We start from the raw sequence: 17740 nt of genomic DNA on the forward strand, positions 1-17740 counted from the left end.
CAAACACTTCTTTATATGCTGCGTAAAAATACAGTAATCGATTGAACCAAAATAGGAACTCAGCTATGGTTTGTTTATCAATAAAAACAAATAAAAAACGAGTTAATCTACAGGCTCGTTATAAGTCATGATTGAAATCAACTTACCTGTAATTATATCTATATTATTCGGCATCCATTTCATGTGTGCCGCGATTGCATTATGCACAATTTATAGAAAGGTACGAAGTTTGTCACAAGGCAAGCGGAATAAGTTTACTGTAAGAAAAATTGATAGACTCAATGGTCAAAGGTGGCTTATCGTATTGTTACCAATTATTGGACCCATAGTTGGATTTTCAATTACTCAGGGTCCTGTTCCTAGTGCTCCTGATAAGGGGTTAAAGGTAAATGACCCTGGTGGCTTAGGCTCCTCATTTTCGGATAGCGAGTAACAAGCAACTTATAACAAGCCCATGAAGCTGATTCGCAACACTGTCACATTGGTTGCAAAAAACAAAGGCGCAACAAATAGTGCCAGCACAGCTCACGGCTTATGGGAGCGTTGAGGCTGTAGAATTACTCATTTTTAAGAAAAACAGCCTGTTTTATGGGTTCCAAATGCATTACCTAATGCTTTAAAAACGCTTAGAGTTAACTACAGGAGCTCGCTTTTTTAATTGAATTTGGCTGTTGGAGTTATTCTACAGTCTCGTTATGTACCTTGGAGGCGTTGAGTATCGATATCAATTATGAACTTTTAAAAACTGTTATTTCTGGTCTAACACTTATATCTATCATCATAGCTTACTTAAATTATCGAACCTCTAACTTAAAAAGAAAAGAAGATGATAAAGCATTACAAGATAAAGAAATCCTTAATCAAGCGGTTAGCTCTCTTGATTGGGGGTTTGAAACATTAACTGAAGGGAAATACGAAGAAGTACCTCGAGCAAGTCGCTTAAATTGGCTTACCGCGGCTCGACATATCATGAGATATACAAAATTAAAAAACTTAATTAAGACAGAAACGTATAAATTAATCTGTGCAGAACAAGAAGAATATTGGCGTCATAAATTTTACGTATTATTAGATAAAAAAGAATTACGTAAACTTGATTATTATACTAATAAAGCACAACCAGAATGGCCTGAGAATATAGAGTTATCTTCAGCTATGGTGATAAACGACTTTGCTAACTGGTCTGATGGTACTATAGACCCTTTAGAGGCTGTTAATGTTGACGCTTTAATTAGATTGGGTAAGGCATTTGATGGTAAATGTGGTATTGGCATTCAGTCTTATCATCGTGAATTTGAAAAAATTAAATTAAATAATGAAGTTACAGGTACATAACAAGCCATTCAAAAGGACTAAAAACAGTTGGCTACTGCTCGTACCTCGCTGATTTTAGCCAAAAATTTTTAGCCTCTTAATGGGGCGTTGAGGCTGTAGAATTACTCATTTTTAAGAAAAACAGCCTGTTTTATGGGTTCCAAATGCATTACCTAATGCTTTAAAAACGCTTAGAGTTAACTACAGGAGCTCGCTTTTTTAATTGAATTTGGCTGTTGGAGTTATTCTACAGTCTCGTTATGTGCCTATGCTTTGGCTCTTCTATATATGGGAATATTTATGAATATTAAAATTAAATTTTCGGTACTATCGTTATTTACTATGTTAAGTTTTTCGTCATCAGCTAGTTCTAGTGATTATGCTGGGACTGCTCATGTAATTAAAGGTGAGGCTGAAGTCAACGTTTCAACGTTATTTACCTGTAAAAACGGACGTTCACGTCCGTCTCCAGTCGGCATTAAAAAATATGATAATATTGAATATCTTGTTCCTGCAAAGGTTCAATATGAACAAAAGAATTTTGCCACAGACCTTTATAATGAATGCTCGAAGGTAACCCCAAAATCTTTATCTGAGGTTAACTTGTCGTCCGTACCTATCATAGAAGTAGATAAAGATGGGGAAGTTATTACAGGGTACATATTTGCAGATAATTACTTTGAATTATTTATAAACGGTAAGTTAATAGCCGTGGATCCTATACCTTTTACTCCTTTTAATTCCAATATCGTGAAATTTAAAGTTAAAAAGCCATATGATATAGCAATCAAAGTTGTTGATTGGGAAGAAAATTCAGGCTTGGGTAGTGAAGATAACCGTGGTAAACGTTTTCACCCTGGAGACGGTGGCTTTATTGCAAGCTTCTCAGATGGTACGAAAACCAATTCTAAATGGTCAGCTCAAACTTTTTATACCTCTCCTGTTTATGATCTGAAGTGTGCTAAAGAAATAGGAGATCAGCGTTTAACAACAAAATGCAGTACCAATGGTGCGGATAAGTATATTGAGACCTATTCGTTACATTGGGATATCCCAGTAAATTGGAAATTAAACGAAAGTTACTTATCTTGGCCAAATTCAGTGGAATTTACGGAAGATGAAATTGGTGTTAATAATAAGAAAGCTTATATGAATTTCCAAGAACAGTTCTCAGGTTCTGGTGCTTCATTTATTTGGTCAAGCAATCTTGTTTTAGATAACCTTGTATTATTCAGGTATCGAGTTAAATAAGGCACATAACAAGTGACTATGGTGTCAATTCCTAATTTCAAGCCATTTTAGGATCCCACATGACACCATCTCTCACCATAGAATTTATGATTACTATAAGCTTTCTTATACAGGCAATAATAGCCACTTTTTTAGGTTTCCCTGCCGCGACTAGCCGATGATAAATAGCTTTAAATTTAGGGTTACATTGGATAGCTGACATCATTGCCATATACATTGCGGTTCTAATTTTCGGTCGTCCACCTCGTATCATCCGTTTACCCTGATAAGCACCACTTTCTCGATTAAATGGTGCAACACCAACTAGTGATGCAGCCTCTTTATTGTTTACACACCCAAGCTCAGGCATGTCACTAAGTAAGTTAAACGCGACAACATTACCAACGCCAGGCACACTTTGAATAAAGCAATTAACAGTGAAAAGCAATTAACAGTGACACCCATCCTAAATTTTGCTCTTTTTTAAATTAAGGACTACGTTTTATTTAGTGTAAAAAACAAGCAGGGTGTCTTATGGCTATCGCAAGAAAGCGTCAAGTAAGTTTGGTTGATACAAAGTACTACCACTGTATTTCACGTTGTGTACGCCGTGCATTTTTATGTGGCGAAGACCGTTTTACAGGCAAGTCTTACGAGCATCGTAGAGGCTGGGTTGAAGACAAACTGCTTGAGTTAGCTAAGGTGTTTTGTATTGATGTATGTGCTTATGCCGTTATGAGTAATCATACCCATTTAGTACTGTATGTTGATGATAAGAAAGCGAATAGGCTGAATGATAAAGCGATTGTTATTCGCTGGCATAAACTCTGTAAAGGCACATTGTTAACGCAAAAATATGTACAGGGTGAAAAGCTAAGTAAAGTTGAACTTATCTTTTTTAATCAAACAGTAAAGGGATATCGAGAGCGCCTATCAAGTATTAGCTGGTTTATGCGGTTGTTAAATGAAGATATTGCTCGCAGAGCAAATAAGGAAGATAACTGTACTGGCAGGTTTTGGGAGGGGCGATTTAGCTCACAAGCATTACTAGATGAAGCCGCACTTGCCGCCTGTATGGCGTATGTAGATTTAAACCCCATTAGAGCCAAGATGGCTAAAACGGCAGAAGAGTCAGACCATACCAGCGCTCAAGTACGCTTAATATGCGCAAAAGAAGGCAAGCAGCCAAAACAACTCCTTCGCTTTGCAGGTATGCCACGTCAGATTATGCCCAAAGGGCTGCCGTTTGAGCTTAAATCGTACCTTGAACTTGTTGAATTTACAGGACGTTGTATACGAGAAGACAAGCGAGGGTATATTGAAAGTACACATTTGTCTTTACTGGAAAGGGTGAATATATCTCCAGAAAACTGGTTAAAGCTTACAAACCAATTTACGCGCGTATTTCGTGGTGCAGTGGGCAGGCCAGCCTCACAAGAAGCTTATTGTGAAAACTTAAAGCGAAAGCGGCGAGCGAATATCAGTAACTGCGAAAAGCTACTGGCATAAAACGTAAACTACTCAGTAAAACTATTCAAAGAAATAAACAAGACACCCACTCTAAATTTTGCGCTTTTCGAAGTTAAAGACTAGCCTTTATTTAGTGCAAAAAACAAGCAGGGTGTCTTATGGCAATCGCAAGAAAGCGTCAAGTAAGTTTGGTTGATACAAAGTACTACCACTGTATATCACGTTGCGTACGCCGTGCTTTTTTGTGCGGTGAAGACCATTTTACTGGTCAATCTTACGAGCACCGCAGAGGGTGGGTTGAAGACAAACTGTTTGAGTTAGCTAAGATATTTTGTATTGATGTATGTGCTTATGCCGTTATGAGTAATCATACCCATTTAGTACTGTATGTTGATGATAAGAAAGCAAATAGGCTGAATGATAAAGCGATTATTATTCGCTGGCATAAACTCTGCAAAGGCACATTGTTAACGCAAAAATATGTACAAGGTGAAAAGCTAAGTAAAGTTGAACTCATCTTTTTCAATCAAACGGTTAAGCAATACCGCGAGCGCTTAGCAAGTATCAGCTGGTTTATGCGGTTATTAAATGAAGACATTGCGCGCAGAGCAAATAAAGAAGATAACTGCACGGGTAGATTCTGGGAAGGCAGATTCAAATCGCAAGCACTTCTAGATGAAGCCGCACTTGCAGCTTGCATGGCCTATGTCGATTTAAATCCCATTAGAGCTAAAATGGCTAACACACCAGAAGAGTCAGACCATACCAGCGTACAAAAGCGTTTAACATGCGCAAAGGATAGCAAACAACCAAAACAACTACTTCGCTTTGCAGGCGTGTCACGTCAAATAATGCCAAAAGGACTCCCGTTTGAGCTTAAATCGTACCTTGAACTTGTTGAATTGACAGGACGTTGTATACGAGAAGACAAGCGAGGGTATATTGAGAGTACACACTTGCCTTTACTAGAAAGGGTGAATATATCTCCAGAAAACTGGTTAAAGCTTACAACCCAATTTACGCGCGTATTTCATGGTGCAGTGGGCAGGCCAGCCTCACAAGAAGGTTATTGTGAAAACTTAAAGCGAAAGCGGCGAGCGAATATCAGTAACTGCGAAAAGCTACTGGCATAAAACTTAAACTACTCAGTAAAAATTAAAACTGCAATTATGTAGCCATTTTCATACGTGCAATTTAGACTCATAGCTCGTAAAGAGTGGGTCTAATTTAAGCAAAGCAAAACAAACGGATAGTTATTTTTACCATGGCATTTTACATTCCTTTATTACAACCTCATTTTAAGCACATTAAAATTGGCGATACGCTTACATCACTTTGGAGTGGGTGTGGCAGTATTGTGCAGTGCCAGCTTGATAATGAGCTATGCGTTATTAAGGCGATTAAAATTCCAAGCTATATAAGTCATCCTAAAATTAAACAAAGCGAAGTTGCACTTAAAAGAAAGCAGTACTCCTATAGCGTTGAATACACTTTTTATAAGCTTTATAGCCAGCATTTACCAAAATATGCGCAAAGTATTGAATGTATAAGCGCAATTAATAAAGGCGATGAATATGCGCTGGTGTTTAAAGACTTCACCAAACATGGGTTTATTCAAGCAGGGCAGCAACATGTTAAATCTATATTAAAATGGCTTGCACACTTTCATGCGTTTAACTTAAATAAGCCCGCTGATGGGTTATGGCAGCAAGGTAATTATTGGCATTTAAGCACACGACCAGATGAGTTTAATAAACTTAAAACAGCAGATGATAAAAAGTCCGATATTAAAAATGCTGCACATAAAATAGATGAGCAACTACAACGTTGTGCGTACAAAACGCTGATTCATGGCGATGCAAAACTTGCTAATTTTGCAGCAAATGAGTGCGATGAAATACTCGGTTATGATTTTCAGTATATAGGTGCAGGTTGCGGGATAATTGATGTAATGTATTTTATGACCAGTTGCTTAAGTGATACGCCATTATACGAGTGCGCTGATGAGTATCTTGCGTATTATTTTGATAATTTAAAGGCTGCTATTGCTACTTATCACCCTTGGGCACCTGCCGATAAAATAGCTGACAATTGGCTCGCTTTATGGCCTGCTGCATGGGCTGACTTTTATCGGTTTTTAGCCGGCTGGAGCCCCGAGCATCAAAAAATAAATAGTTATATGCAACAGCAAGTAAACAGCTGGTTAGCGCGTAACATTTAATAAACACAAAGGGTTGATGGCTTGCATAAATATCAAGCAAAACAATACATTTTGGCACGATGTATGAAAATCTCTTTAAAACTACAGGTCAAATAACCTTTTTTAATATAAAATACCGCAAATTCTTCTATCACTAGGTTTACATCATGGCTATTCACGTTATTTCTCACCCTCTTGTTCAACATAAATTAGGCCTAATGCGCGCGCATGGTATTAGCACTAAAAGCTTTCGTGAATTATGTTCTGAAGTAGGTACTTTATTAACCTACGAAGCAACAAAAAACCTACAGTTAGAAGATAACGAAATTACAGGCTGGGATGGCAATAAATTAAAAGTAGAGCATATTAAAGGTAAAAAAATTACCGTAGTGCCTATTTTGCGTGCTGGTCTTGGCATGATGGACGGTGTAATGCAGTTATTACCAGCGGCTAAAGTAAGTGTTGTTGGTCTTGAACGTAACGAAGAAACATTAGAGCCAGTACCGTATTTTGAAAAGCTAGTAGGTAATATTGATGAGCGCTTAAGCTTAGTTATTGACCCTATGCTTGCAACGGGTGGCTCAATGATTGCCACAATCGATATGCTTAAAAAAGCAGGCTGTAAAGAAATCAAAGTAATTGTATTAGTAGCTGCACCAGAAGGTGTAGAGAGAACGCTTGCAGCTCATCCAGATGTAGAAATATTTACAGCCTCTGTAGATAGCCACTTAAACGAAAAGGGCTATATTATCCCTGGTTTAGGCGATGCGGGCGACAAAATATTCGGTACTGTTTAGGAGTCTTAAGTGCAAAATAATGACACCTTTTCAATAAAAACTATTTTAACGGGCGCGCAAATGCTGTTCGTAGCATTTGGTGCGCTGGTATTAGTGCCGCTTTTAACGGGCTTGGATCCTAATGTTGCGCTTTTTACCGCAGGCATTGGTACTTTGCTGTTTCAGGTAGTGACTAAAGGCCAAGTGCCTATATTTTTAGCTTCATCGTTTGCCTTTATTGCACCTATTATTGCCGCTGTGCAAATGTGGGGCGTGCCGGCCACTATGGGCGGCTTAATGGTGGCGGGCTTTGCTTATATGCTTTTAAGTTTATTAGTAAAATTTAAAGGGGTTGCAACGCTTCATAAAATTTTACCGCCTGTGGTTGTAGGCCCTGTAATTATGGTTATTGGTTTAGCGCTTGCACCTGTTGCTGTAAATATGGCGATGGGTAAAAGTGGCGACGGCAGTATTCAAATTATTGATTACACCAGCGCTATTTATATTTCGTTGTTCTCGTTAGTGGTTACGCTTATTTTTGCAGTATGGGGAAAAGGCGTATTTAAGCTTATACCTATATTAGCAGGGGTTGTAGCGGGTTATTGTTTATCGCTTGGTATGGGCGTTGTGCAATTTGACGCAGTGACTAACGCACAGTGGTTTGCTGTACCAAACTTTACTTGGCCTGAGTTTAAATGGCAGGCTATTTTGTTTATGGTACCTGTAGCAATAGCACCTGCAATTGAGCATATTGGCGATATGATGGCTATTAGCCAAGTAACCAATAAAGACTTTTTGAAAAAGCCTGGGCTTCATCGTACTTTGTTTGGTGATGGCCTTGCGACTTCTGCGGCATCATTATTTGGTGGCCCGCCTAACACTACTTACTCAGAAGTAACGGGGGCAGTTATGCTTACCAAAAACTTCAATCCTAAAGTAATGATGTGGACAGCTGTTATTGCCATTATTTTAGCGTTTGTAGCTAAAATGGGATCTGGTTTGCAAACTATTCCTGTGCCAGTAATGGGCGGAATTATGATCCTACTTTTTGGCTCTATTGCTGTAGTGGGTTTAAATACACTGGTTAAGTCGGGCGATGATTTAACCGCGCCGCGTAACTTAAGTATTGTTGCGCTTATTTTGGTGTGTGGTATTGGTGGTATGCATATTGGTGGTAGCCAATTTAGTTTAGAGGGCGTAAGCCTCTGCGCTATTTTAGGAATAGTACTTAACTTAGTATTACCAAAAGCAGAACCTGAAAAAGTTTAATTTTGCACATTAGCTAAATAGATTGCACCATAATAGCGCATTTTTAATGCGCTATTTTTTTAACTTATTAATAAATATACAAAAATAATAATGGTCTAGTATCTGCATTTAACTTCCAGAACGCATTGTATGCAAAGGAGTTACTATGTCAGAGGCCAATATTGTGGATATAACCCCGTTTTTAGCAAAACACCAACTGCCTTTAAAGTATCAATATTTGAGTGAGCAATATTTTGTTCCACTCGCGCATGACATCCTCGAATCTAAAAAAACAAATACTCCTATTTTTGTTGCCATAAATGGATGCCAAGGCTCAGGAAAAACAACACTCGCTGATTTTTTAGTTACCTGGTTTTCTAAAAACACACCACTTAACAGTGTTGCATTGTCTATTGATGACTTTTATTTAGCAAAACAAGCACGTACTGAGCTTGCCAAAGACGTACATCCTCTTTTTACTACTCGCGGAGTACCGGGTACTCACGATGTAGCGTTAATGAATAACACAATAACTAACTTACTGGCAGGAGAGGTAAACGTACCGCTTCCACGTTTTAATAAACACGAAGACGACTGCGTGCCAGCAAGTGATTGGCTAACAAATGAAAAGCCAGTTGATATTGTTATTTTAGAAGGGTGGTGTGTAGGCAGTGAGCCACAACCGTTGTTTTCATTGAGTGAGCCGCTTAACGAGTTAGAACAACAATTTGATAAAGAAGGCGTTTGGCGCCGCTGTGTAAACAGCTGTTTGGCAAACGAATATAAAGCTGTTTTTAACCTAATTGATTATACAGTTATGCTAAAAGCACCGAGTTTTAGTGATGTTTTTACATGGCGACAAGAGCAAGAACAAAAGCTAATAGCCAAAAAAGGTGAAGGCTCAGGCACCATGACTAACGAGCAATTGGTGTATTTTATTTCTCATTTTGAGCGCATTACGCGTGAGAACTTAAACACACTGAGCGCTAAAGCAAATGCTTTAATTGAACTTGATAGCAACCGCGATATTAGCGGTATGCACCTAACGAGTGATGACACTCTTCAACCTATTATTTTTACAGATTTGGACGGCACATTACTCGATCATGCCGATTACAATACCAATAATATCGGTGAGTTATTACAGCAGCTGCAAAATGCGCATATTCCTGTGGTGTTTAATACCAGTAAAACTTTTTGCGAAGTTATAGAGCTTAAAAACGATTTAAATATTCAACAACCTTTTATTGTTGAAAACGGTGCAGCGGTATTTATTCCTGAAGACTATTTTGAATTAAAGCCAATTGGTTGTAAAAAAATAGGCGCGTACTGGTGCTACGCAATGGCAAAGCCGCTATCTAGTTTATTAAAGGACTTAAATACTTTAAAGGCGGATTATAAAGCGCATTACAAATTGTTTAGTGACTTATCGAGTGAGCAAATATCAGAACTTACAGGCCTCGATGATGCGCAAGCAAGACGCGCACAAACCCGCGATTATTCAGACCCTCTTTATTGGTATGGCAACGACGAATTACTCACAGCCTTTGTAAACGATGTTGAAGCACTCGGTTACGATATAAAAATTGGTGGGCGCTTCATTCATATTGCCAAAAATACCGATAAAAGCGCTGCACAGCAGTGGTTAGTTAAACAGTTTACCCATCATTTCAGAAAGCCTCTCACGGTCATTGCATTGGGTGATAGCGATAACGATAAGCAAATGTTAGAGCATGCAAATATCGCCATTATTATCGCCAATCCGGCGAGTAAAAAGCCGGTTAAATTGTCGCACAATAAAGCACGATACTCTCAATCGCCAGCACCGCTGGGCTGGATTGAAGAAATAACATCGTTGCCGTGCATTAGCAGTATTTTAAGTATTTCTGAGGAGCAAACATCTCATGGCTGATTTTTATCAAAATGGCATTATTACAACATTACATAATATTGCCGACAGACCAATAGAAGACCTAGAAAAAGAGCTACTTACTTTTAGTAAGCAGCGCCCTATGGGGTTAATACTTCCTTCGTTATTTAGTGAACTTGAAGGCCCTGCGCTGCAAAATATAGTTAGTGAATTACGCGAAGTACCATATTTATCACAAATTACGATAGGCTTAGATAGAGCCGACGAAGCACAGTACCGTCATGCACTAGGCTTTTTTAAAGAGCTAAACCAAAACCATAAAGTATTATGGAACGACGGCCCACGCTTACAAGCACTAGATAAAGAATTACAAGAGCTAGGTGTTGCCCCACGCGAGCTGGGTAAAGGGCGTAATGTGTGGTATTGCATGGGCTATAAATTAGCAACAGCAGAAGTAGAGTCTATCGCACTGCATGATTGCGATATTTTAACCTACGACAGAAGCCTACTTGCTCGCTTAATTTACCCCGTTGCGCATCCGCGTTTTAACTATGAATTTTGTAAAGGTTTTTACCCGCGTACTGCTAATGGCAAAATTAATGGCCGTGTATCGCGCTTATTAGTAACGCCTTTGCTTCGCTCCTTTAAAACAATTTTAGGCAATACCGACTACCTTGAATATATGGATTCTTTTAGATACCCACTTGCAGGTGAGTTTTCGTTTAGACGCGATGTATTAAACGATATTCGCATTCCAAGTGACTGGGGCCTTGAAATAGGTGTACTGAGTGAAATGTATCGTAATTATTCACATAACCGCTTGTGCCAAGTAGATATTGCCGATAATTACGATCATAAACACCAAGAACTTTCACTTGATGACCAAAGTGCAGGTTTGTCTAAAATGTCGATTGATATTACCAAGGCATTATTTAGAAAGCTGGCAACACAAGGCGTTACTTTTACCAGTGAAACAATTCGTTCATTAAAAGCGACTTACTACCGTATCGGGCTAGATTTTATTGAAACCTATCATAACGACGCGCTTATGAACGGGTTAACGCTTGATGTACACCAAGAAGAAAAAGCAGTAGAAATGTTTGCACAAAATATTATGGAAGCAGGGCAACACTTTTTAGAAAACCCAATGGAAGCGCCATTTGTGCCAAGTTGGAACCGTGTTGTATCAGCAATGCCAGACGTACTTGAGCGCTTAAAAGAAGCCGTAGAGCTAGATAACGAAGAATATAGTTAACCTGCGTGCAGGTTAACTAGCCTATAAGTCTAAACAATAAATATTAGGGGCGCATGTGAGCACAGTTAGCGAATTATTTTTACAACGAGTAGAGCAACATCTTCATATTATTTATGAGGGGGTTGAGTTGCCTTTATCGGTTACTGAGCTTGCTCAGCAACTCATTAAAATTATATTAGGTAGCAATGCACTGCGCGACCCGACCCCCCATACAAACCGGTGGGATGAACAAGATATAGTATTGATTGCTTATGGCGACTCTATTATTAAACATGATGATAGTGAATTTGCTGTATCGAGCCCAATGGAGGCACCGCTTAAAACACTACACCGGTTTATAAAAGAGCAATGTGATATGCAGTTAAATGCCCTGCATATATTGCCATTTTACCCGTATAGCTCAGACGAAGGCTTTGCCGTAATGAACTACGTGCAAGTGAATGAGTCGTTAGGTGATTGGGGAGATATTCAAAATATCGCTAAAGATGTAAAGCTAATGGCAGATTTAGTTATTAACCATTGCTCAAGCAGAAGCGTATGGTTTGAGAACTTTTTAAACGATTTACACCCGGGTAAAGACTACTTTAAAACGGCCAGCTTAACGGATGATTTAAGCCAAGTTGTACGCCCGCGTACGTCATCGTTATTAAATACTGTAACAACGCCAAGCGGCGAAAAGCACGTGTGGTGTACGTTTAGTCACGATCAGGTTGATTTTGACTTTGGCAATCCTGATGTACTTAAAGAGTTTGTGGGAATAATTAGGCATTATTTAGACAATGGCGTGCGTTTATTTAGACTCGATGCGGTTGCATTTTTGTGGAAACAGCTTAATACAAGCTGCATTAACTTACCGCAAACACATGAAGCCGTAAGGCTAATGCGAACACTTATTGAGCACACAGAGCCCAGCGTAGTTATTATTACCGAAACCAATATTCCAAACCAAGAAAACCTATCGTACTTTGGTAACGCTAACGAAGCGCACAGTATTTATAACTTTGCATTGCCGCCATTGTTGCTACACACATTACTTAGCGGCGATAGCACAGCAATTAAACATTGGATGATGAGTATGCCGCCTGCGCAAAATGGTACTGCATACTTTAACTTTATAGCCTCGCACGATGGAATAGGGCTCAGACCAATTGAAGGTTTACTACAAACTAGCGAAGTGGCATCACTAGTAAGTACAACCATGCAGTTTGGTGGTCGTGTATCTATGCGTACAAGTAACGATGGCACACATACACCGTACGAGCTAAATATTGCTTTATTTGATGCACTACAAGGGACGCACAATGGCCCCGATAAGTTTGGCCTTGAGCGGTTTATGTGTGCTCACGCAATTATGTTTGCGCTTGAAGGTATCCCAGGGCTTTATATTCATAGTTTATTGGGTACAACTAACGATTACGAACGCTTTGAAAACTCTCAGCATAACCGTGCTATTAACCGCCATCGTTGGCAAGAATCAAAACTACTCGCGGCAATTGGTGAAAAGTACAGTCATCATCATAAAGTGTTTAACGGCATAAAAAGCTTATTGGCAGTACGCAAAAAGCAGAGTGCCTTTCACCCAAATGCTACACAGTTTACGCTGCATTTAGCGGGTGGGTTATTTGGTTTTTGGAGACAAAGCATTGACAGGCGCCAAAGTATATTTTGTGTTTATAACATTAGCGATAAACCACAAACACTCACATTGGCCGACTTAAACTTAATTAACACCCAAAAGTGGTTTGATTTGATGGCAGATAAAACGATTGAAGAAAGCCAATTAACCATAGAGCTAGAACCATACCAAAGCGTGTGGCTGAGTAATATTAAATAAATGTTAACTCTTTAAAAGTCTGCAAATGCAGACTTTTTTATTGCCTAAACGTTGTAGTTTTTTTATTGTAAAGCCCCTTTACAGTACTTAAAAGTTCACTATTTCTGTTGAGTTACTTTTATCAGCATAATTGATACAATTAGCCCTCTTTTATTTATAGGGTTTTTCATGAAGTATTTTTATTTAGCTATTACGTTACTATTTAGCTCGTTGGCTTTAGCCCAGCAGCCTGTCGATCTTGAAATAAATATGAAAAACACGGGCCTCGCTTACAAACAAGCAGTGCAGGCTACACAAGTTGACGAATTTAATACCGCAATTGATGAATTTATTAAGCTGGTTAAAGTGAGTAAAACAGGTAAGTTTTATAAAAAACCAGATCAATCATTGCAGGGCCTTGATAAAGTGATTGCGCAAGCTGAACTTGCAAAAAAAGCAGCAAACGAGCAGGGGCTAAGTGCGGCGAAAGAACCACTGAAAAATATAGATAATTTACGTAAAAAATATCATGAGTTACACGAGCCTCCAGGGTTCTTTGAATTACTGTTCGGTTCATAAACCTAAACTATATGTATCTTTAGTCGCTACTTTTAAGCTAATTGCGTTAAAGGTATCTGCAGCAATAAATATAAGGAAACACAATGGAAATTTCAGTTTCAATGTTAGAAGGCCAAAAGCAAAGCGCTAAATTTGGCGACCTAGAAGTAATAAGTGATCAAAGCGTAAACGCTGGTGGCAATGCAGAGTATCCAGAACCGTTTGATTATTTTTTAGTAAGTATGGTTTTATGTGCAGGTTTTTATGCGCGTAAGTTTTGTGAGCAGCGTGATATTTCAACGCAAGGTATGACGCTTACTCAAAATAACGAAAATGTAGATGACAACGGTAAAAAGCTATTTTCAATTGAGATTAACTTACCAGAAGGCTTCCCTGATAAATATAAAAAGGCGCTTATTGCAGCCGTTAATACCTGTACGGTAAAAAAAGTAATTCAGGCAGTACCAGAGTTTTCAGTAGTGGTAAAATAGTCCCCCTAAATTAGGTAGCTTAAGCAAGCTACCTAATTATATGTTGAGCATCCCCGTTTAACTTATTTCTTTTTCATTCCTTGTACTGCTTTAAAGCGTGGGTTGTTTTTACAAATTACAAATACGCGGCCTTTGCGTTTTACAATTTGACACCCCGGACGTTGCTTTGCACTTTTAAGAGAGCTTAATACTTTCATACCTTTTCCTTTTTAACAGTCGATAAACTTTTAAAACGACGATTAAACTGTGCAACGCGGCCATCTGTAGCGGCTGTTTTTTGCTTGCCTGTATAAAATGGGTGCGAGTCACTTGATACATCAATAGGTACGTATGGATATGTATTACCGTCTATTTCTACTGTGCGGCTCGTTTTTATGGTTGAGCCAATAATAAAGTAAGAATCGGCAGCTGTATCGTGAAAAGCAACCACGTGGTAATCAGGATGAATATTTGGTTTCATAATACGCCTCAATAAATGATATGTGATAATATATCATTTCAATTTACCGTATTTATTCTCCCATTGCAAATTATTTAAATGTTCCTCAAAAAGGCCGTAATTGCTGGCTATTTGCGCAAATAAATCAAAAAATAAGCACTTGAATCAAAAATGCTGGCTATTGGCGTTTAGGCTGTTATAACTATATTTAAGAGTTAAAACGTTAACAAATACGGTTATAAAGTTATTACAGAGGTTATGTATGAGTGACGCAACACAACAACAAGAACAAATTGATCAAGGGGTGATGGAAACCCTAAGAGAGCGCGACCACAGTACCTTGGCGCAACAAGTAAATCCTTTAACCTGCAACCATAACGATATTGTAGAGTTACTTGCAAGGTATATGGCACTAAGCGAGCAAGAAGATGATGAGCTGTTTGATGATTGGTTTGATAACCTAACCAAAGAGCAACATACTGTTTTAAAAGTATTTGAAGTTTACCGTGGACAATATGAGCACCAAAATTAAAGTGTTTATTTTTGTATGTATGCCAAATCCAGTGGTTATTTAAATAAAACTAAATAGCCACTACTACTTTTTGTATTAAAGAGTAGCTACGTCAAACCAACCACTGATCCCACCTGTTTTCATCATAATTTTTTGCGGATTTAATCTTATCTTTATTTAGGTACGACTTACTGACATTCATAAGTATTTATTGCTATTTTAAGGTAATGTTCTAGTTTTAATAGGCAGACTGTTTATAGTTTAGATAAGTTTATCGGGTTATATACTCGAAAATATTCGCTCCCATCTCATAATTTATAAAACATTTAAAATAAACAGAGCTTTAATGATTAAATCTGAGATCCCAAGTAACGAAGCCGAGCGATTACACGCGCTTAGAGCATTAAAAATTCTAGATACGTCTCATGAAGAGCGCTTTGATCGTGTTACTCGTATTGCCAAGCGTATGTTTAATGTTTCTATTTCATTGGTTACTTTGATTGACGAAGACCGCCAGTGGTTTAAATCAAGGCAGGGGCTTGATGCGCCTGAGCTTCCTCGCGAAACCTCATTTTGTGGCCACACCATAAATCAAGACGAGTTATTAATAATCCCAGATACAGCCCAAGACAAAAGGTTTTTTGATAACCCCTTTGTTACAGGCGATCCTAAAGTACGCTTTTATGCAGGCTTTCCTTTAAAATTAAGGGAAGAAGTCACTATAGGCACTTTGTGCCTTGCCGATAATAAACCTAGATAACTCGATGATGAAGAAAAACAATTACTAAGAGATTTAGGCACGTTAGTCGAGCGAGAAATTCAATCAATTCAACTAGCCACAATTGACGAGTTAACAAGAATCTCTAATCGACGTGGTTTTTTAAACCTTGCTGAACATACGCTAAATGTATGTAGGCGAAATAAAGTATCAATGTCGTTTATTTTGTTTGATCTCAATAAGTTTAAACAAATTAATGATATTTATGGACACCACGAAGGCGATTTTGTATTAAATAAATTTGCACAAATTATGCTTAGTTCATTTCGTGATTGTGAAGTAATAGGTCGACTTGGCGGAGATGAATTTGTTGCGATGTTAAGCGACTCAGACGAGACAAAAGCAGAGTTTGTTTTACAAAGGTTTGCGGATGCAGTAGAGCATGCTAATAATACCTTAAACAAGCCATACAAAATTGATTACAGTGTAGGAGTAACACACTTTAAACACGATACAGGTAAATCGGTTGAAGATATGATTCAAGATGCTGATGTTGCAATGTATCAGCAAAAAAAGCAGCAATCACTTTAGTGAGCTATTTAGTTTAATTGCTGCTTGAACTTCACTTAACTTCCTCATGCTAGTACGAATTTTATAATATGCCGCTATTCGCTATTGCAGTCATTTTTTGCCGCGGGTGATGCTAAAGACACATTTGGTTGCCAAATCCTGTTCCATATTTTATGAAGATTGTTTAAGTTTGGTCTTTGACTTATTTTTTCAAAGTTACCAATGCTCACTTCTGAATCATTTTTTTGACCCACTACAAAATTAAACACATAGTTGCACTCCATGCCCATACGTAAATCAGAAAGTACAATATTGCTTTGCTGTTGGCGCACCGAATAAAACCCTTTAGTAAACCACTGCAAGCGTTTTATAGCCCATTCATCGCTAATATTATTTAACAGTGAAGGCGTTGTTTGATAAGCCGTTAATGTAACATCGCTGGGTGCGTCAAATACTGATGCATAACCTTCGTAGTATTGTCCGTCAGACATCACAACAATACGCCACAGCAAAATGGTTAGCGGAGCAGGCGTACTAACATACGCATTGACTGGTATTTGTCTGTTGTTGAGAGCCGTTTTTACTTTGTCATCAATATTTACTTTTAAAATTAAAGCGCAAAATAAATATAGACTACTTAAAACTAAAGCCGCTGCATTTATACGATAAGCCGTTGCTGCTTTTATTTTGGGTATTAGCGTACATATTACGCCAATTAATAAAGGAAGCGTGTAAGCGGGGTCAATAATAAACACACTAGAAACCGCAAAGGGGTACTCAGTAAAAGGCCAGAGTAGTTGTGTACCGTATACCGTTAGGCTGTCTAATAGGGCATGTGTAGATAAACTTAAAAATACTAGCCAAAACCAGCGCACTTTATAAATTTGCATTCCCGCGTGTACTTTTAATATTAGCCATACAATGAGCGGGCTAATTAATAAATGTATTAATAACGAATGGCTAAAGCCAAGGTGATAAGTAAATGCTTCTACAGATCCGCCATATGGCAAAAATACATCTAAATCAGGGAGCGTGCCTAAAATTGCTCCCCATAAAACGGCTTTTCGACCTATTTTATTGCCTAATACCGCATAACCTACAGCACTACCTAATGCTACCTGCGTTAAAGAATCCATTTTAATTAATACCTTTAATTACTACTTTTATTATTTATACTTTTTGATTATTAAAAAGCGTCAAAAAATCGGTTAAAACTTTTAATAAGCATATCAATATTAATACGCAGAACTTATAAACTAAGCCTAGGCTTTATGAAA

Annotated in this window: 16 protein-coding genes and 2 pseudogenes; 14 read left to right on the plus strand and 4 right to left on the minus strand. The window is 38.2% G+C overall.

The window, feature by feature from the left end:
* The first annotated feature begins 711 nt into the window (after window positions 1-711).
* Both I6F40_RS14800 and I6F40_RS14805 read left to right on the plus strand, forming a co-directional pair.
* Complete coding sequence (locus I6F40_RS14800; RefSeq protein ID WP_166376530.1) at window positions 712-1335, plus strand: hypothetical protein; 624 nt, start codon at window positions 712-714, stop codon at window positions 1333-1335.
* A 279-nt stretch (window positions 1336-1614) separates the two neighbouring features.
* Window positions 1615-2565, plus strand: a complete 951-nt coding sequence (locus I6F40_RS14805; RefSeq protein WP_165729605.1) for a hypothetical protein — start codon at window positions 1615-1617, stop codon at window positions 2563-2565.
* 37 nt (window positions 2566-2602) lie between these two features.
* Here I6F40_RS14805 and I6F40_RS14810 read toward each other — a convergent pair.
* Window positions 2603-2977: pseudogene (locus tag I6F40_RS14810) on the minus strand (transposase); the annotation flags it as partial.
* Between the two features lie 101 nt (window positions 2978-3078).
* Here I6F40_RS14810 and I6F40_RS14815 point away from each other — a divergent pair.
* The 10 genes from I6F40_RS14815 to I6F40_RS14860 all read left to right on the plus strand — a co-directional run bounded on the left by I6F40_RS14815 (window position 3079) and on the right by I6F40_RS14860 (window position 14225).
* Window positions 3079-4053, plus strand: coding sequence for a transposase (locus I6F40_RS14815; protein ID WP_166376531.1), 975 nt, complete (start codon window positions 3079-3081; stop codon window positions 4051-4053).
* Window positions 4054-4172: 119 nt separating this feature from the next.
* Window positions 4173-5147: a transposase gene (locus tag I6F40_RS14820; RefSeq protein ID WP_197193152.1), complete on the plus strand. Its 975-nt coding sequence runs from the start codon at window positions 4173-4175 to the stop codon at window positions 5145-5147.
* A gap of 131 nt (window positions 5148-5278) precedes the next feature.
* Window positions 5279-6235: a kinase gene (locus I6F40_RS14825; protein ID WP_197193153.1), complete on the plus strand. Its 957-nt coding sequence runs from the start codon at window positions 5279-5281 to the stop codon at window positions 6233-6235.
* Window positions 6236-6381: 146 nt separating this feature from the next.
* Entirely contained in the window at window positions 6382-7011 is a 630-nt protein-coding gene (gene upp, locus I6F40_RS14830) for a uracil phosphoribosyltransferase (protein ID WP_024591723.1), read from the plus strand.
* Window positions 7012-7020: 9 nt separating this feature from the next.
* Window positions 7021-8259 carry a uracil-xanthine permease family protein gene (locus I6F40_RS14835; RefSeq protein WP_007580880.1) on the plus strand — a complete coding sequence of 413 codons (1239 nt, stop codon included), beginning with the start codon at window positions 7021-7023 and terminating at the stop codon, window positions 8257-8259.
* Between the two features lie 145 nt (window positions 8260-8404).
* Window positions 8405-10150 carry an HAD-IIB family hydrolase gene (locus I6F40_RS14840; RefSeq protein WP_197193154.1) on the plus strand — a complete coding sequence of 582 codons (1746 nt, stop codon included), beginning with the start codon at window positions 8405-8407 and terminating at the stop codon, window positions 10148-10150.
* On the plus strand, window positions 10143-11363 hold the full coding sequence (locus tag I6F40_RS14845; protein WP_002958673.1) for a glycosyl transferase: 1221 nt from the start codon (window positions 10143-10145) through the stop codon (window positions 11361-11363). The genes I6F40_RS14840 and I6F40_RS14845 overlap by 8 nt, the downstream gene beginning before the upstream one ends.
* Window positions 11364-11418: 55 nt before the next feature.
* The gene (locus I6F40_RS14850; RefSeq protein WP_197193155.1) at window positions 11419-13197 is read left to right on the plus strand and encodes a sugar phosphorylase; all 1779 of its coding nucleotides are present in this window, start codon (window positions 11419-11421) and stop codon (window positions 13195-13197) included.
* A gap of 168 nt (window positions 13198-13365) precedes the next feature.
* Window positions 13366-13755: a cytochrome b562 gene (locus I6F40_RS14855; RefSeq protein WP_165723510.1), complete on the plus strand. Its 390-nt coding sequence runs from the start codon at window positions 13366-13368 to the stop codon at window positions 13753-13755.
* A gap of 83 nt (window positions 13756-13838) precedes the next feature.
* Window positions 13839-14225: an OsmC family protein gene (locus I6F40_RS14860; protein WP_024591728.1), complete on the plus strand. Its 387-nt coding sequence runs from the start codon at window positions 13839-13841 to the stop codon at window positions 14223-14225.
* Between the two features lie 62 nt (window positions 14226-14287).
* On the opposite strand, the gene ykgO is transcribed toward I6F40_RS14860, so the two are convergent.
* Together ykgO and I6F40_RS14870 are read right to left on the minus strand one after the other, a co-directional pair.
* Window positions 14288-14422, minus strand: a complete 135-nt coding sequence (gene ykgO, locus I6F40_RS14865) for a type B 50S ribosomal protein L36 (protein ID WP_002958669.1) — start codon at window positions 14420-14422, stop codon at window positions 14288-14290.
* Window positions 14419-14685: a type B 50S ribosomal protein L31 gene (locus I6F40_RS14870; RefSeq protein WP_165723509.1), complete on the minus strand. Its 267-nt coding sequence runs from the start codon at window positions 14683-14685 to the stop codon at window positions 14419-14421. The genes ykgO and I6F40_RS14870 overlap by 4 nt, the downstream gene beginning before the upstream one ends.
* Window positions 14686-14926: 241 nt before the next feature.
* Here I6F40_RS14870 and I6F40_RS14875 point away from each other — a divergent pair, with 241 nt between their 5' ends.
* Complete coding sequence (locus I6F40_RS14875; protein ID WP_007580861.1) at window positions 14927-15196, plus strand: hypothetical protein; 270 nt, start codon at window positions 14927-14929, stop codon at window positions 15194-15196.
* A gap of 325 nt (window positions 15197-15521) precedes the next feature.
* Window positions 15522-16484: pseudogene (locus I6F40_RS19855) on the plus strand (sensor domain-containing diguanylate cyclase).
* A 74-nt stretch (window positions 16485-16558) separates the two neighbouring features.
* Here I6F40_RS19855 and I6F40_RS14885 read toward each other — a convergent pair.
* Complete coding sequence (locus I6F40_RS14885; RefSeq protein ID WP_197193156.1) at window positions 16559-17599, minus strand: metal-dependent hydrolase; 1041 nt, start codon at window positions 17597-17599, stop codon at window positions 16559-16561.
* Window positions 17600-17740: the final 141 nt, after the last annotated feature.

The organism is Pseudoalteromonas sp. SWXJ133 (genome assembly GCF_015864365.1).
In the GTDB taxonomy this organism is placed as follows: Bacteria; Pseudomonadota; Gammaproteobacteria; order Enterobacterales; family Alteromonadaceae; genus Pseudoalteromonas; species Pseudoalteromonas arctica.

What these genes read in the sequence shown, in the direction of transcription:
- I6F40_RS14805 (WP_165729605.1), top strand. Translation starts at nt 1,615, where the DNA reads ATGAATATTAAAATTAAATTTTCGGTACTATCGTTATTTACTATGTTA.
- I6F40_RS14815 (WP_166376531.1), top strand. Translation starts at nt 3,079, where the DNA reads ATGGCTATCGCAAGAAAGCGTCAAGTAAGTTTGGTTGATACAAAGTAC.
- I6F40_RS14820 (WP_197193152.1), top strand. Translation starts at nt 4,173, where the DNA reads ATGGCAATCGCAAGAAAGCGTCAAGTAAGTTTGGTTGATACAAAGTAC.
- I6F40_RS14825 (WP_197193153.1), top strand. Translation starts at nt 5,279, where the DNA reads ATGGCATTTTACATTCCTTTATTACAACCTCATTTTAAGCACATTAAA.
- upp (WP_024591723.1), top strand. Translation starts at nt 6,382, where the DNA reads ATGGCTATTCACGTTATTTCTCACCCTCTTGTTCAACATAAATTAGGC.
- I6F40_RS14840 (WP_197193154.1), top strand. Translation starts at nt 8,405, where the DNA reads ATGTCAGAGGCCAATATTGTGGATATAACCCCGTTTTTAGCAAAACAC.
- I6F40_RS14845 (WP_002958673.1), top strand. Translation starts at nt 10,143, where the DNA reads ATGGCTGATTTTTATCAAAATGGCATTATTACAACATTACATAATATT.
- I6F40_RS14855 (WP_165723510.1), top strand. Translation starts at nt 13,366, where the DNA reads ATGAAGTATTTTTATTTAGCTATTACGTTACTATTTAGCTCGTTGGCT.
- I6F40_RS14860 (WP_024591728.1), top strand. Translation starts at nt 13,839, where the DNA reads ATGGAAATTTCAGTTTCAATGTTAGAAGGCCAAAAGCAAAGCGCTAAA.
- ykgO (WP_002958669.1), bottom strand. Translation starts at nt 14,422, where the DNA reads ATGAAAGTATTAAGCTCTCTTAAAAGTGCAAAGCAACGTCCGGGGTGT.
- I6F40_RS14870 (WP_165723509.1), bottom strand. Translation starts at nt 14,685, where the DNA reads ATGAAACCAAATATTCATCCTGATTACCACGTGGTTGCTTTTCACGAT.
- I6F40_RS14875 (WP_007580861.1), top strand. Translation starts at nt 14,927, where the DNA reads ATGAGTGACGCAACACAACAACAAGAACAAATTGATCAAGGGGTGATG.
- I6F40_RS14885 (WP_197193156.1), bottom strand. Translation starts at nt 17,599, where the DNA reads ATGGATTCTTTAACGCAGGTAGCATTAGGTAGTGCTGTAGGTTATGCG.